The sequence below is a fragment of the Pseudomonas sp. REB1044 genome (assembly GCF_038813925.1).
GTDB classification, from domain to species: Bacteria; Pseudomonadota; Gammaproteobacteria; order Pseudomonadales; family Pseudomonadaceae; genus Aquipseudomonas; species Aquipseudomonas boreofloridensis.
This window is the reverse complement of sequence record NZ_CP046139.1, coordinates 1,664,514-1,678,237: the sequence shown is the minus strand read 5'-3', so window position 1 is coordinate 1,678,237 and position 13,724 is coordinate 1,664,514. Positions and strand designations below refer to the sequence as shown.

At 63.8% G+C, this 13,724-nt stretch carries 11 protein-coding genes and 1 pseudogene; 5 read left to right on the top strand and 7 right to left on the bottom strand.

The features are described from left to right. The first annotated feature begins 215 nt into the window (after nucleotides 1-215). The 4 genes from phhA to GKC70_RS07960 all read left to right on the top strand — a co-directional run bounded on the left by phhA (nucleotide 216) and on the right by GKC70_RS07960 (nucleotide 3,104). Entirely contained in the window at nucleotides 216-1,001 is a 786-nt protein-coding gene (gene phhA / locus GKC70_RS07975) for a phenylalanine 4-monooxygenase (protein WP_342651005.1), read from the top strand. Nucleotides 1,002-1,040: 39 nt separating this feature from the next. Then, nucleotides 1,041-1,397 (top strand): 4a-hydroxytetrahydrobiopterin dehydratase, encoded by a 357-nt coding sequence (locus GKC70_RS07970; protein WP_039579085.1) that lies wholly within the window; start codon nucleotides 1,041-1,043, stop codon nucleotides 1,395-1,397. Between the two features lie 282 nt (nucleotides 1,398-1,679). Further along, nucleotides 1,680-1,808 (top strand): hypothetical protein, encoded by a 129-nt coding sequence (locus GKC70_RS07965; protein ID WP_275898054.1) that lies wholly within the window; start codon nucleotides 1,680-1,682, stop codon nucleotides 1,806-1,808. Between the two features lie 96 nt (nucleotides 1,809-1,904). Then, complete coding sequence (locus tag GKC70_RS07960; protein ID WP_342651004.1) at nucleotides 1,905-3,104, top strand: MFS transporter; 1,200 nt, start codon at nucleotides 1,905-1,907, stop codon at nucleotides 3,102-3,104. A 22-nt stretch (nucleotides 3,105-3,126) separates the two neighbouring features. Here the strand turns inward: GKC70_RS07960 and GKC70_RS07955 are convergent, their stop codons facing one another. Next, nucleotides 3,127-6,147, bottom strand: a complete 3,021-nt coding sequence (locus GKC70_RS07955) for an FAD-binding and (Fe-S)-binding domain-containing protein (RefSeq protein ID WP_342651003.1) — start codon at nucleotides 6,145-6,147, stop codon at nucleotides 3,127-3,129. Nucleotides 6,148-6,309: 162 nt separating this feature from the next. Here GKC70_RS07955 and GKC70_RS07950 point away from each other — a divergent pair, with 162 nt between their 5' ends. Continuing rightward, nucleotides 6,310-7,194 carry a LysR substrate-binding domain-containing protein gene (locus GKC70_RS07950; RefSeq protein ID WP_039579092.1) on the top strand — a complete coding sequence of 295 codons (885 nt, stop codon included), beginning with the start codon at nucleotides 6,310-6,312 and terminating at the stop codon, nucleotides 7,192-7,194. A 69-nt stretch (nucleotides 7,195-7,263) separates the two neighbouring features. Here GKC70_RS07950 and GKC70_RS07945 read toward each other — a convergent pair whose 3' ends face one another. The 6 genes and pseudogenes from GKC70_RS07945 to GKC70_RS07920 form a co-directional block, all read right to left on the bottom strand. Next, on the bottom strand, nucleotides 7,264-8,685 hold the full coding sequence (locus GKC70_RS07945) for an amino acid permease (RefSeq protein ID WP_342651002.1): 1,422 nt from the start codon (nucleotides 8,683-8,685) through the stop codon (nucleotides 7,264-7,266). A gap of 652 nt (nucleotides 8,686-9,337) precedes the next feature. Next, entirely contained in the window at nucleotides 9,338-10,420 is a 1,083-nt protein-coding gene (gene rluB / locus GKC70_RS07940) for a 23S rRNA pseudouridine(2605) synthase RluB (protein WP_342651001.1), read from the bottom strand. 168 nt (nucleotides 10,421-10,588) lie between these two features. Then, on the bottom strand, nucleotides 10,589-11,353 hold the full coding sequence (gene scpB, locus GKC70_RS07935) for an SMC-Scp complex subunit ScpB (RefSeq protein WP_342651000.1): 765 nt from the start codon (nucleotides 11,351-11,353) through the stop codon (nucleotides 10,589-10,591). A 16-nt stretch (nucleotides 11,354-11,369) separates the two neighbouring features. After that, complete coding sequence (locus GKC70_RS07930) at nucleotides 11,370-12,068, bottom strand: ScpA family protein (RefSeq protein WP_162889593.1); 699 nt, start codon at nucleotides 12,066-12,068, stop codon at nucleotides 11,370-11,372. Between the two features lie 125 nt (nucleotides 12,069-12,193). Next, a pseudogene (locus GKC70_RS07925) lies at nucleotides 12,194-12,822 on the bottom strand (L-threonylcarbamoyladenylate synthase). Between the two features lie 13 nt (nucleotides 12,823-12,835). Then, complete coding sequence (locus tag GKC70_RS07920; RefSeq protein WP_295482511.1) at nucleotides 12,836-13,696, bottom strand: PHP domain-containing protein; 861 nt, start codon at nucleotides 13,694-13,696, stop codon at nucleotides 12,836-12,838. Nucleotides 13,697-13,724: the final 28 nt, after the last annotated feature.

Genomic DNA, 13,724 nt, shown 5'->3' with positions numbered 1-13,724 from the left:
GAAATTCGTAAAGATAAGCTGACAAATCAATCAGCCTTAAAGCCTCAGGGAGGCGAATATTCGGTCAACCACAGGCTCTTTGTAAAACTTACCTTACAGAAATCCTTTGCAGACACCGCTCGCCTGACCTGATCACCGGATGCAATCGCCCAAACCAGGGGCTATTTCTAATGCCATTGCGGTCATAACAACAAAGCCCTCAGCAGGAGAGCGACATGAAACAAACGCAGTACGTGGCCCGTGAGCCCGACGCGCAAGTTTTTATCGACTACCCGCAGCATGAGCATGCAGTGTGGAACACCTTGATCACACGTCAGTTGAAGGTGATCGAGGGCCGCGCCTGCCAGGAGTACCTGGACGGCATCGAGCAGCTCGCCTTGCCCCACGACCGCATCCCGCAACTGGGTGAAATCAATAAGGTGCTGGGCGCTACCACCGGCTGGCAAGTCGCCCGGGTCCCGGCGCTGATCCCCTTCCAGACGTTCTTCGAATTGCTGGCCAGCAAGCGCTTCCCTGTCGCCACCTTCATTCGCAGCGCCGAAGAACTCGACTACCTGCAGGAACCGGACATCTTCCACGAGATCTTCGGTCACTGCCCCTTGCTCACCAATCCCTGGTTCGCCGAGTTCACCCATACCTACGGCAAGCTCGGCCTGGCCGCGACCAAGGAGCAGCGCGTGTACCTGGCGCGACTGTACTGGATGACCATCGAGTTCGGCCTGATGGAGACTGCTCACGGCCTCAAGATCTACGGTGGCGGTATTCTCTCCTCGCCCAAGGAAACCCTGTATAGCCTTTCCAACGAGCCCGAGCACCAGGCCTTCGACGCCATCGAAGCCATGCGCACGCCGTATCGCATCGACATTCTGCAGCCGGTGTATTTCGTGCTGCCGAACATGAAGCGCCTGTTCGACCTTGCCCACGAAGACATCATGGGCATGGTCCAGCGAGCCACGCAGTTGGGCTTGCATGCGCCGAAATTCCCACCCAAGGCGGCCTGAGCCACCTTGTCGACAACAAACTGATAGTGGAACCCCTCGATGAATGCCTTGAACCAAGCCCACTGTGAAGCGTGCCGTGCCGATGCACCAAAGGTCAGCGACGAAGAGCTGGCCGAGCTCATCCGCGAAATACCCGACTGGAGCGTGGAAGTGCGCGACGGTCACATGGAACTGGAGCGGGTGTTCCTGTTCAAGAACTTCAAGCATGCGCTGGCCTTCACCAACGCGGTCGGTGAAATCGCCGAAGCCGAAGGGCATCACCCAGGCCTGCTGACCGAATGGGGCAAGGTCACCGTCACCTGGTGGAGCCACTCCATCAAGGGCCTGCACCGCAACGACTTCATCATGTGCGCGCGTACCGATCAGGTGGCGCAAACGGCTGAAGGGCGTAAGTAAGCGCTGCACATTCGCAGCGGTTTGCCGCTGCGATTCACCCGCGATGCCTGCGCCTCTGCACCTGGCGCGAGCAGCGCCCATGGTCGCTGCCACCTCCCACTGCTCAAGGTTTCTCGCGCTCGCCCAGCGCGTTGACCGTCCGCTATCCGCCCACAAATCCGAAGTGCGCGCGGGATTTTTTTCAAACTGTCATCCAGACTCCTGTATCCTGCCTCGGCGTTGCAAACGCTTCAGAATGCGCCTGGCGCAGCCTTTTCACTCACACTTGCGAGGAACGACGAGATGCACGAAATCCCGAATCTTCCCTTCCCAAGCCTGAACCCCGAAGAGCAGACCGTTACCGCCCATGCCGCCGAGCCGGCACCTGCTGGGCACGAAGGTGACGACCCCTCCAGCGCCGATCAGGACTAATCGCGCCCCCCCCCGACCGTGTGAAAACGGCTGACCTGCGGGCTCGCCCCGTCAGCGCGCTTTCACACTGTCCAGACCCTCTCCCGCGAATCCCCTATGCCCGAATCACCGCGCCGCTTGGCGATCACGCTGCAAATCGTCTCCATCGTCCTGTTCACCTTCATCGGCTACCTGAACATCGGCATCCCGCTGGCCGTGCTACCCGGCTACGTGCATAACGACCTGGGCTTGAGCGCCGTACTCGCCGGCCTGGTGATCAGCGTGCAGTACCTGGCCACCCTGCTCAGCCGCCCCACTGCCAGTCGCATCATCGACAATCTGGGCAGCAAGAAGGCGGTGATGTGGGGCTTGGCCGGCTGCGGCCTGAGCGGCGCGTTCATGCTGGCGTGCAGCTTCCTCGGCCACCTGCCGTGGGTGAGCCTGGCCTGCCTGCTGGTGGGACGCCTGGTCCTGGGCAGCGCGGAAAGCCTGGTGGGCTCGGGTTCGATAGGCTGGGGCATTGGCCGCGTGGGCGCCGAACACACGGCCAAAGTCATTTCCTGGAACGGCATCGCCAGTTACGGCGCCCTGGCCATCGGCGCTCCGCTCGGGGTGCTGATGGTCAACCGCCTGGGGCTGTGGAGCATGGGCGCCAGCATCATTGCGCTGGGCCTGATCGGTCTGGCCCTGGCGTGGTCGAAGCCGGCGGCGCCGATCGTGGCCGGCAAGCGCCTGCCATTTCTGCAAGTGCTGGGCAAGGTGTTTCCCCACGGCGCGGGACTGGCCCTGGGCTCGATCGGCTTCGGCACCATCGCGACCTTCATCACTCTGTACTACGCCAGTCGCGGCTGGCCGAGCGCCGCACTGACACTGAGCGTGTTCGGCGCCAGTTTCATCTGCGCGCGTCTGGTGTTCGGCAACCTGATCAACCGCCTGGGCGGCTTTCGCGTGGCCATCGCCTGCCTGTCGGTGGAAACCCTCGGGCTGTTGATGCTGTGGCTGGCACCGAGCGCGGAGCTTGCGCTGCTCGGCGCGGCTTTGAGCGGATTCGGTTTCTCCCTGGTCTTCCCGGCACTGGGCGTGGAGGCGGTCAATCAGGTGTCAGCCGCCAACCGCGGCGCAGCGGTGGGGGCGTACTCGTTGTTCATCGACCTGTCGCTAGGGATCACCGGGCCACTGGTGGGCGCGGTGGCCGCAGGGTTCGGATTCCGCTCGATCTTCCTGTTCGCCGCTGGGGCTGCGGTGTGCGGGCTGGTGTTGAGTGTGTATCTGTACCGGCAGACGCGCCGATACGATCGCGGGCAGCCGCGCCTGTGAAGGCGCGGGGTGACCGTCAGGATCAGCGCAGCAGATGTTGCAGCACGACCTCCAACGGATGTCGCAACGGCTTGTCGGTCATGCGCTTGACCTGGCTACGGCATGAATAACCCGTCGCCAAGGCCTCGCCTGCCTTGTCCAGCTTGCCCGCCCAGGACTGCTCGAAGATGGCCTTCGACGTCTGCTGGTTGCGCGCTTCATGGCCGTAGGTGCCGGACATGCCGCAGCAACCGGTGGCTTCGGTCACCAGCTTGAGCCCCAACCGCTCGAACACCTGTTCCCACTGACGCGTGCTGGCCGGCGCGTTGGTCTTCTCCGTGCAGTGGGCCAGCAGACGGTAGCTGCCGCCCTGCCCTGCAGCCTGGCGTGGCAGCTCATCGACCAACCACTCCTGAGGCAGCAGCACCTTGGGGCAGCCTTCGAGCCCATCGACTTTCTGGTATTCCTGGCGATAGACCAAGGTCATCGCCGGATCCAGCCCGACCAAGGGTATCCCGCAGTCGGCCAGGGCCTTGAGTTGACGACCATTGCGAATCGCCGCCTTGGCGAACGCACCGAGGAAACCTTGTACGTGCAGCGGCTTGCCATTGGCACTGTAGGGGGCGAGAAACACCTGATAGCCAAGGCGGGTCGCCAGCTCGATGAGCACGGCCAGCAGCGGCGTTTCGAAATAGCGGGTGAAGGCATCCTGCACCAGCACCAGGCTACGCTCGCGCTGCATCGGCGTCAGTTCGCGCAGACTGGGCACGCTGGCCATCTTCACCCGGCAGCGGGTCAGCGTGGCCTGCAGGTTGAAGCGGCTGATCAGCGGGCTGTCGACCATGCCCACCTGATCGGCCAGCAGACGGCTCACCCACTTCGATCCCATCACGGCGTTGTACAGGCCCGGCGCGCGGGCCAGGTAAGGAATGGTGAATTCCAGCGAGCCGATCAGGTAATCACGCAACGGACGCTGGTAGCGCCCGTGGTAGAGCTCGAGGAAACGCGAACGGAAGTCCGGCACGTTGACCTTGATCGGGCACTGGCCGGCGCAGGACTTGCACGCCAGGCAACCGGCCATGGCGTCGTAGACTTCGTGGGAGAAGTCGGCCTGCCCCTGGCGCTGCGCGCGCCGGTTGGCCAAGCGCTTGGGCAGGCCCTTGAACCACGGTGCCTTGCGCTGCGCCGAGGCCAGTACGTCGATATCGGCCTCGCCCTGCAGGCGCAGCCACTCGCGGATCAGCGAGGCGCGGCCCTTGGGCGAGTGGCGGCGCTCGCGGGTGGCTTTCCACGACGGGCACATGGCGTCGTTGGGGTCGTAGTTGTAGCAGGCGCCGTTGCCATTGCAGTGCACCGCGCTGGCAAAACTCTGCCAGACGCGCTCGTCGATGTGACGGTCGAGGTCGCCGCGCAGGGTCACGCCATCGACCGCCGTCAGGCCCTCGGCGCTGTGCAACGGGGTGCAGATCTTGCCAGGGTTGAGTTGATTGCGCGGGTCGAAGGCACCTTTGAGGCGCTGCAGGGCCGGGTACAGTTCGCCGAAATATTCGGGTACGTACTCCGAACGCAGGCCTTTGCCATGCTCGCCCCAGAGCAGGCCACCGTAGCGTTTGGTCAGCGCCGCCACCGCATCGGAGATCGGCTTGACCAGCGCGGCCTGGGCCGGGTCCTTCATATCCAGCGCCGGCCGTACATGCAGCACGCCGGCATCGACATGACCGAACATGCCGTAGGCCAGGCCGTGGCCGTCGAGCAGCGCGCGGAACTCGGCGATGTAGTCGGCCAGGCGCTCCGGCGGCACGGCGGTGTCCTCCACGAAGGGCTGCGGCCGCACCTCGCCCTCGACGTTGCCCAGCAGCCCCACCGACCGCTTGCGCATGGCGTACACCCGCGTCACCGCTTCGGCGCCCTCGGCCAAGGTATGACCCAGGCGCTCGACGCTGGTATCGCTGCGCAAGTGCTCGACGAACGCCGCCACCCGCGCATTGACCGCCTCCGGCTCATCGCCGCAGAACTCGACCAGGTTGATGCCCAGGGTTGGACGCTGCGTATCGGCGGGGAAGTATTCGGCCACGCTGTGCCAGACGATATCCTGCATCGCCAGCATCAGCACCTTGGAGTCGACCGTCTCGATCGACAGCGGCTTGAGCGCCATCAGCGCATTAGCATCGCGCAGCGCGTCCATGAAGCTGGCATAGCGCACGTTGACCAGCACCGCATACTTGGGAATCGGCAGCACATTGAGCTTGGCCTCGACCACATAGCCCAATGAGCCCTCGGCGCCGCACAGTACGCTGTTGAGGTTGAAGCGACCTTGCGTGTCGCGCAGGTGCGCCAGGTCGTAGCCGGTCAGGCAGCGGTTGAGCTTGGGAAAGGTCGCCTCGATCAATTCGGCCTGGGTCTGCTGGATGTCGCGCGCCGTGCGATACACCTCGCCCACCCGCCCGGGTGCAGCGCAGGTCTGTTCCAGGGCTGCGTCGTCCAGCGGCAGGCTGTGCAGGCGCTGACCACCGAGCAGCACGCTGTGCAATTCGAGTACGTGATCGCGCGTCTTGCCGTAGGTGCAACTGCCCTGGCCGCTGGCATCGGTGTTGATCATGCCGCCAAGGGTGGCGCGGTTTGAGGTGGACAGCTCAGGGGCGAAGAACAACCCGTGAGGCTTGAGCGCCGCATTGAGCTGGTCCTTGACCACACCGGCCTGCACCCGCACCCAGCGCTGTTCGACGTCGATCTCGAGAATGGCATTCATGTGCCGCGACAGGTCGACGACGATGCCATCGGTCAGCGACTGGCCGTTGGTGCCGGTGCCGCCGCCGCGCGGGGTCAGCTTGATCTGGGTGAAGCGCGGCTCGTCCATCAGCGTGGCGACCCGCACCACATCGTCGGCGTCCAGCGGGAACACCGCCGCCTGGGGCAAGCGCTGGTAGATCGAGTTGTCGGTGGCCAGCACCGTGCGGGTGCCGTAGTCGGCGCTGATCTGGCCGCGGAAACCGCTGGCACGCAGAGCGTCGAGGAATTCGGGGTAACCGGCGGCAGGCGCACGGACAGGCAACTGGGCGATCATCGAAGGATGGCCTCTTGATAGGTCTGATCACGGTGTGGACGTTACTGACACCTGCGCAGCATGCATGAATGCCGACAGGCCAGATGACGGATGCGCCCATGCTCCTGTAGTTTCCGCTTCAGGGCAAACGGATAATCCTGCCGCTATCGATGAGTTTCATGAATGAATTACCGCCACTTGACGCCCTCGATGTCGTTGCTGCTGGCCTTCGAGGCGGCTGCGCGCCATGAAAGCTACACCCGCGCTGCCGTCGAGCTGTCGCTCACCCAGAGTGCGGTCAGCCGCCAGGTCCAGGCGCTGGAGCAGCAACTGGGGCTGACACTGTTCCGCCGCGAGGGGCGCCAGGTGCAATTGACCGATGTGGGCCGCTTGTACCAGCGCGAACTGAGCGAAGCCCTGGGTCGAATTCGCAGCGCCACCCTGCAGGCCCTGGCCTATCAATCCGGGGTCGGCACCTTGCGCCTGGCGACCTTGCCGACTTTCGGCTCGAAATGGCTTTTGCCGCGCTTGCACGCGTTCTATCAGGCGCACCCAGGCATGCTGGTACACATTCATTCACGTATCGAAGCCATCGACTTCGACACCAGCGAAATCGATGCCGCCATCGGCGTGGCCAGCCACGACCTACCTGGCTTGATCTGTCATCGGCTGCATGCCGAAGAGTTGGTGGTGATCCTGCCGCCGCAAGCGGCACTTGCGGCCGATGGCTGGACGCCGCGGCGGATCAGCGAAGAGCTGCTGCTCAACGTCGCCAACAATCCGCACGCCTGGGGCGAATGGTTCTCCCATCATGGACTGGCGCACCGCTCGATGCGCCTGGGGCCAAGCTTCGAGCTGACCTCGCATTTGATCCAGGCGGTCCGTGCGGGCATCGGCATCGGCCTGGTGCCCAGGATCCTGGTGGCCGAGGAATTGGCCAAAGGCGAGCTGTTCAGCCCCGCAGGGGCGTTCGCCAGCCAGCGCAGCTACTACCTGATCTATCCACCCCGCAATGAAGGGCTGCCGTCGTTGCGGGCCTTTCGCGGATGGTTGCTGGAGCAGATCTAGCTTTCGCCCAGACAACAAAAAACCCGGTCCCCGTTACCTGGCACCGGGCTTGATGGCATCAACCGCGCTTCACTCGGCCACGCTGCGCGTCGCCTCGCCCGCCTGCGCCATGCGCTTGGTCTTGATCACATGGAACATGTACATCACCAGCAACCACACCGGAATCGCGTAGACCGAAATCTGGATCCCCGGAATCTGCAGCATGATGCCCAGGATCAGCACCACGAAAGCCAGACACAGGTAGTTGCCATACGGATACCACAGCGCCTTGAACAGCGGTTTCTGGCCCGTGCGGTCCAGGTGCTGACGGAACTTGAGGTGCGAGTAGCTGATCATCGCCCAGTTGATCACCAGCGCCGCCACGACCAACGACATCAGCAGCTCCAGGGCCTGTTGCGGCATGAAATAGTTGAGCAGCACGGCAATCAGGGTAAAGGCCGCCGATGCCAGGATCGCCCGAACCGGCACGCCACGACGGTCGATTTTCGCCAGGGCCGCCGGCGCGTCGCCCTGCTCGGCCATGCCGTAGAGCATGCGCGCATTGCAGTAGGTGCCACTGTTGTAGACCGACAATGCGGCAGTGAGCACCACGAAGTTGAGCAGGTGCGCCGCCACGTCGCTGCCCAGCAGGGAGAACACCTGCACGAACGGACTGCTGCCATAACTGCCGCCGGACGCGTCGATGCTCGCCACCAGGCTGTTCCACGGCGTCAGCGACAGCAGGATCACCAGCGCGCCGATGTAGAAGATCAGGATGCGGTAGATGACCTGGTTGATCGCCTTGGGAATCACCGTCTTCGGCTTGTCGGCTTCGGCAGCGGTGAAACCGAGCATTTCCAGGCCGCCGAAGGAGAACATGATGATCGCCAATGCCATCACCAATCCGCTGACGCCATTGGGGAAGAAACCGCCGTGGCTCCACAGGTTGCTCACCGAGGCCTCCGGACCGCCGCTGCCGCTGGTGAGCAGGTAGGCGCCCAAAGCAATCATGCCGACGATGGCCACCACCTTGATGATCGCGAACCAGAACTCAGCCTCGCCGAACACCTTGACGTTCATCAGGTTGATGGCGTTGATCAGCACGAAGAAACCCGCCGCCGTGACCCAGGTGGGGATCTCCGGCCACCAGTAGTGGACATACTTGCCGACCGCCGACAGTTCCGACATACCCACCAGGATATACAGCACCCAGCAGTTCCAGCCCGACAGAAAGCCGGCGAAACCGCCCCAGTATTTGTGGGCGAAATGGCTGAATGAGCCTGCCACCGGCTCCTCGACGATCATCTCGCCGAGTTGGCGCATGATCATGAAGGCGATGAAGCCGCAGATGGCATAACCGAGAATCATCGACGGGCCGGCGGATTTCATCACCCCGGCCGAGCCCAGGAACAACCCGGTGCCGATGGCACCGCCCAGGGCGATCAACTGGATGTGGCGGTTCTTCAGGCCGCGCTTGAGTTCGCCTGACGGCTGCGAATGTTGTCCACTCATGAACGAAGTCACCTGCTTGTTTTTATCTGTGACGGAATCGGACCCGCAGCGCTCGTGGCACAGCGGAATGAAGCAAGGTGGTTACCTTGGGTTCTCGGACCCTGGCGCCGCGCCGGGCGCTGGGCCTGGGGCAGATCAGCCGGGTGTCGGCGAGAATGCGTGGTACGCGAGGGGGTCACAGGTAAAACGCGGCGCATTGTATACCCCTGCGAGCGCGCAGGCATCAACGCGTTGCGTGGTTTGCTCGGGGCAAAACGCAGCGGTCCTGAGGGAGAGGCCGACTGGGGCGGGATGATCGGCGTACATGGCGCCTCCATTTATTGTTGTCGGGCGCAGCATCGTGGCTGCGCAGTGCACGGGGCAATGGCTGGACTATCGGTGAGAACGCACGCGTACGACAAGGCCCGTGGTGCAGACAGAAAAGTGCTAACGCACCCCGATACGGAACGCTGGCTTTACAGGTGGCGCCGTTGCGGCGTTTGCTTCAAGGCCTGTTCGAAGCGTTCGTACACTTTTCTTTACAAGGTGGAAACCAGATCTGCCACAGGCTGGAAAAAGACTTTTTGCTCAAGGACTTGTAATAGCCTTCCAGCTCTTTGCGCAGGTGCAAAAAAGCCAGCCCAAGGGCTGGCTCATGCACTGCGCAAACCGATCAGCCGCGTGGCTTACCGCGTCCACGGCCGGCCGGCTTGTCAGCGCCGGGCTTGGTCGCACGCTTGCGCATCTCGCTTGGACGCTCGGCGACGGCACTGCCGCGATTACCCTTGCGCGGGGCCTCTTCGCGTACTGGACGTGCCGGACGCTCAGCCGCCTCGCGCGGCTGGCGCTCGCCCGCCGCCTGGGCAGGACGCAGGTTGCGCACGCGCTCGCCACGGCCCAGCGGACGGGTGGACTTGCGCTGCAGACGCTCGAGCTTGTCCTTGGCCTTGAGGTTGAGGGTCGGCAGCGCCACCGGCTGCAGCCCGACTTCGGCTGCCAGGATATCGATCTCACCCTGGCTCATTTCACGCCAGCGGCCCATCGGCAGGTCGGAGTTGAGGAATACCGGGCCGAAGCGCACACGCTTGAGGCGGCTGACCACCATGCCCTGGGATTCCCACAACCGGCGCACTTCACGGTTGCGACCTTCCATCACCACGCAGTGATACCAGTGGTTGAAACCTTCGCCACCGGGCGCCTTCTGGATGTCGGTGAACTTGGCCGGGCCGTCTTCGAGCATCACACCGGCCTTGAGGCGGTCGATCATCTCGTCGTCGACCTCGCCCCGCACGCGCACCGCGTATTCGCGGTCCATCTCGTAGGAGGGGTGCATGAGGCGGTTGGCCAACTCGCCATCGGTGGTGAACAGCAGCAGGCCGGTGGTGTTGATGTCCAGGCGACCGATGTTGATCCAACGGCCTTCCTTGGGACGCGGCAGGCGATCGAACACGGTGGGGCGACCTTCGGGGTCGTCACGGGTGCAGATCTCGCCGTCGGGCTTGTTGTACATGATGACGCGGCGGGTCGCCTCGGCGGCTTCCTCGCGCTTGATCAGCTTGCCATCGACGGCGATGGCATCGTGCAGGTCCACGCGCTGGCCAAGCGTGGCAGCGACGCCGTTGACCTTGATGCGGCCCTGGCTGATCCAGGCTTCGACGTCACGGCGCGAACCCACGCCAATGCGCGCCAGCACCTTTTGCAGCTTTTCGCCGGACGGCGGGGTGGGTTGGGTTTCTTGCAGGTCTTTGTCGCTCATCTGGGCACCTCCCGGTGTACGGTGTATGAAAGCGATTCGGCGACGGATGCGCCAAGGGGGCGCGCATTGTACGTGGTTGACGCAAGCGATGCATCGGGGCGCAGGTGTTTTTTTCCCAACGGTAGGCAACACGTCGACGTGATCATGGGCGCAGCCCGTGCCAGGCCCTCAGATCTTGTCCTCCGGCGCCTCGACCGCATCATCGGCCTGGCGCAAATCATCGAAATCGGTCTTGAGCCCCTCCTCCATCGCGTCGAGCTCCACCAACAAGCTGCGGAAGCTGGTCTGCTCCTTCGGCTCACCCTCCTGGACCTCATCGGCGAGGCTGGCGTCGGCCAGCGCCTGCAGATGCGCAGGCACCGGGGCCTCGTCCGGGTCGTCAGCCAGCACCTGCGGCTCCATTTCCCGCAGTTCGGCCAGCGGCGGCAGCTCGTCCAGGCTACGCAGATTGAAGTGATCGAGGAACGCCTTGGTAGTGGCGAACATCGCTGGACGGCCTGGCACTTCGCGATAGCCGACGATGCGGATCCACTCGCGCTCCATCAGCGTCTTGACGATATTGCTGTTGACCGCCACGCCGCGCACATCCTCGATCTCCCCGCGGGTGATGGGTTGACGGTAGGCGATCAGCGCCAGGGTCTCCAGCAGCGCGCGGGAGTAACGCTGCGGGCGCTCTTCCCACAGCCGGCCGACCCACGGCGCGTAGGTTTCGCGGATCTGCAGACGATAGCCGCTGGCCACTTCCTTGAGCTCGAAGGCGCGGCCGGCGCAGGATTTCTCCAAGGCTGCCAGCGCCTTCTTGAACACGGCCGGCGCCGGCCGCTCGGCCTCCTCGAACAGCTCGTAGAGGCGCTCAAGCGACTGCGGCTTGCCGCTGGCCAACAGAAAAGCTTCGATCAGCGACGCCAGGTCGCAGGGTTCATTGAGGTTCATCGGGGTAGTTTGACCGTTACTCGGCGCGGACTCGGACATGGATCGGGGTGAACGGCTCATTCTGCACCAGTTCGATCAGCGATTCCTTCACCAACTCGAGAATCGCCATGAAGGTGACCACCACCCCAAGCTTGCCTTCCTCGGCCTCGAACAGCTCGACGAAGGGTACGAAGCCGCCGCCCTTCAAGCGTTCCAGCACCTGACTCATGCGCTCGCGGGTAGAGAGCGTCTCGCGGGTGATCTGGTGGCTTTCGAACAGGTCGTTGCGGCGCATGACCTCGGCCATGGACAGCAGGATCTCCTCCAGCGCCACCTCCGGCAGCAGCTTGCGCACCTTGGCCTGGGGCGCCTCCAATTGCGGCACCAGCACCTCGCGGCCAATGCGCGGCAGGCCGTCGATGTCCTCGGCGGCAGCCTTGAAGCGCTCGTACTCCTGCAGGCGACGGATCAGCTCGGCGCGCGGATCGCCCTCTTCTTCCTCGACTTCGCTGGAGCGCGGCAGCAGCATGCGCGACTTGATCTCGGCGAGCATGGCGGCCATCACCAGGTACTCCGCCGCCAGTTCCAGGCGTACGGACTTCATCAACTCGACGTAGCCCATGTACTGCCGGGTGATCTCGGCCACCGGGATGTCGAGGATGTCGATGTTCTGCTTGCGGATCAGGTACAGCAGCAGGTCCAGCGGGCCTTCGAAGGCTTCGAGAAACACCTCCAGCGCGTCCGGCGGAATATACAGGTCGATGGGCAGCTCGGTCAGGGCTTCGCCATAGACCAGCGCCAACTGCAATTGCTGCGGCGTTTCAGGTTCGTGCGTCAGGGCCTCGGGGGCGTCGGCCTGGCTCACGCGTCGACCAGGAAAGGCGACGGGTCGCCACACCCTTCGCGGATCAGCTGCGGCGCGTCGCCGGACAGATCGATGATGGTGGATGCCTTGAGATCGCCAAATCCACCGTCGATCACCAGGTCGACGTGGTGCTCCAGGCGCTCACGGATTTCGTAGGGATCGGTCATCGGTTCGTCGTCGCCCGGCAGGATCAGGCTGACGCTCATCAGGGGCTCGCCAAGCTCGGCCAACAGCGCCAGGGTAATCGCATGGTTCGGCACACGCAGACCGATGGTGCGGCGTTTTTCATGCAGCAGCAAACGCGGCACCTCGCGGGTGCCGTTGAGAATGAACGTGTAGGGCCGGGCACATGGGCCTTGAGCAGGCGGAAGGTGCCGGTGTCGACCTTGGCATACAGCCCCAACTGCGACATGTCGCAGCACATCAGCGTGAAGTTGTGGGTCTTGTCCAAGCCTCGCAGACGCCGCACGCGCTCGATCGCCGCCTTGTCGCCAATTTGACAACCCAGGGCATAAGCCGAGTCGGTCGGATAGACCACCACTCCGCCTTTGCGAATGATCTCCACGGCCTGACGAATCAGCCGCGACTGCGGATTCTCCGGGTGAATCTGGAAGAATTGGCTCACTTCGTCGTCCTGTTCATACCGCCATAGGCTGTTCATGGTGGAATCGGCGCCACAGAGGTGGCAGGTCCTCGGGCAGGGGCCGGTAGGCACCGATCTCGCCCCAGGTGCCGGGGCCGTGGAAATCACTGCCGGCGCTTGCCAGCAGGCCGAACTCACGGGTCAGAATGGACATCGTGCCCACCTGTTCGGGCGGCATCATCCCATTGACCACTTCCAGTGCCTGCCCTCCCGCTTGAATATAGTCGGCGATCAGGCGCCTGCGCTTGCTGCGGGTGAGCTCGTAGTGCATGGGGTGGGCCAGGCTGACCCAAGCGTTTGACTGACGAAGGGTCGCGACAGTTTCCTCGAGCGTCGGCCAGTGCAACTTGACGTCGCCCAGTTTGCCGGCGCCCAGCCACTTGCGAAAAGCCTCGCCACGGTCCTTGACGTAGCCGGCACGGACCAGGAATTCGGCAAAATGCGGGCGCGCCGGCGCATTCTGGCTGTCGCCCAACGCCTGTTGCACCGCCCGGGCCCCGTCGAGGGCATCTGGCATACCCTTGGCCGCCAGGCGTCGGGCGATGTCCTCGGCGCGCATCCAGCGACCGCGATGCAGTTGTTCGATGGCCTCGAGCAGAGGCGGCGCATCGAGCGCAAAATCGTAACCCAGCACATGAATGGTGGCCCCGCCCCAGGTGCACGACAGTTCAACACCGCTGACCCACTGCAGGCCCCGCTCCAGGCAGGCGGCACGCGCCTCCGACAAGCCTTCGAGGGTATCGTGATCGGTCAACGCCAGCGTGCGCACCCCGTGTTCATGGGCGCGCGCGACCAGTGCCGTGGGCGACAAGGCGCCGTCGGAGGCCGTGCTGTGACAGTGCAGATCAACATTCATGGAGGAGCGCTTTCGCCGGAATCGATGT

Coding starts and splice junctions, on each gene's coding strand:
- scpB (WP_342651000.1), bottom strand. CDS start 11,353: ATGAACCTCAATGAACCCTGCGACCTGGCGTCGCTGATCGAAGCTTTT.
- GKC70_RS07955 (WP_342651003.1), bottom strand. CDS start 6,147: ATGATCGCCCAGTTGCCTGTCCGTGCGCCTGCCGCCGGTTACCCCGAA.
- GKC70_RS07950 (WP_039579092.1), top strand. CDS start 6,310: ATGAATTACCGCCACTTGACGCCCTCGATGTCGTTGCTGCTGGCCTTC.
- GKC70_RS07965 (WP_275898054.1), top strand. CDS start 1,680: ATGCACGAAATCCCGAATCTTCCCTTCCCAAGCCTGAACCCCGAAGAG.
- GKC70_RS07960 (WP_342651004.1), top strand. CDS start 1,905: ATGCCCGAATCACCGCGCCGCTTGGCGATCACGCTGCAAATCGTCTCC.
- GKC70_RS07970 (WP_039579085.1), top strand. CDS start 1,041: ATGAATGCCTTGAACCAAGCCCACTGTGAAGCGTGCCGTGCCGATGCA.
- GKC70_RS07945 (WP_342651002.1), bottom strand. CDS start 8,685: ATGAGTGGACAACATTCGCAGCCGTCAGGCGAACTCAAGCGCGGCCTG.
- phhA (WP_342651005.1), top strand. CDS start 216: ATGAAACAAACGCAGTACGTGGCCCGTGAGCCCGACGCGCAAGTTTTT.
- rluB (WP_342651001.1), bottom strand. CDS start 10,420: ATGAGCGACAAAGACCTGCAAGAAACCCAACCCACCCCGCCGTCCGGC.
- GKC70_RS07920 (WP_295482511.1), bottom strand. CDS start 13,696: ATGAATGTTGATCTGCACTGTCACAGCACGGCCTCCGACGGCGCCTTG.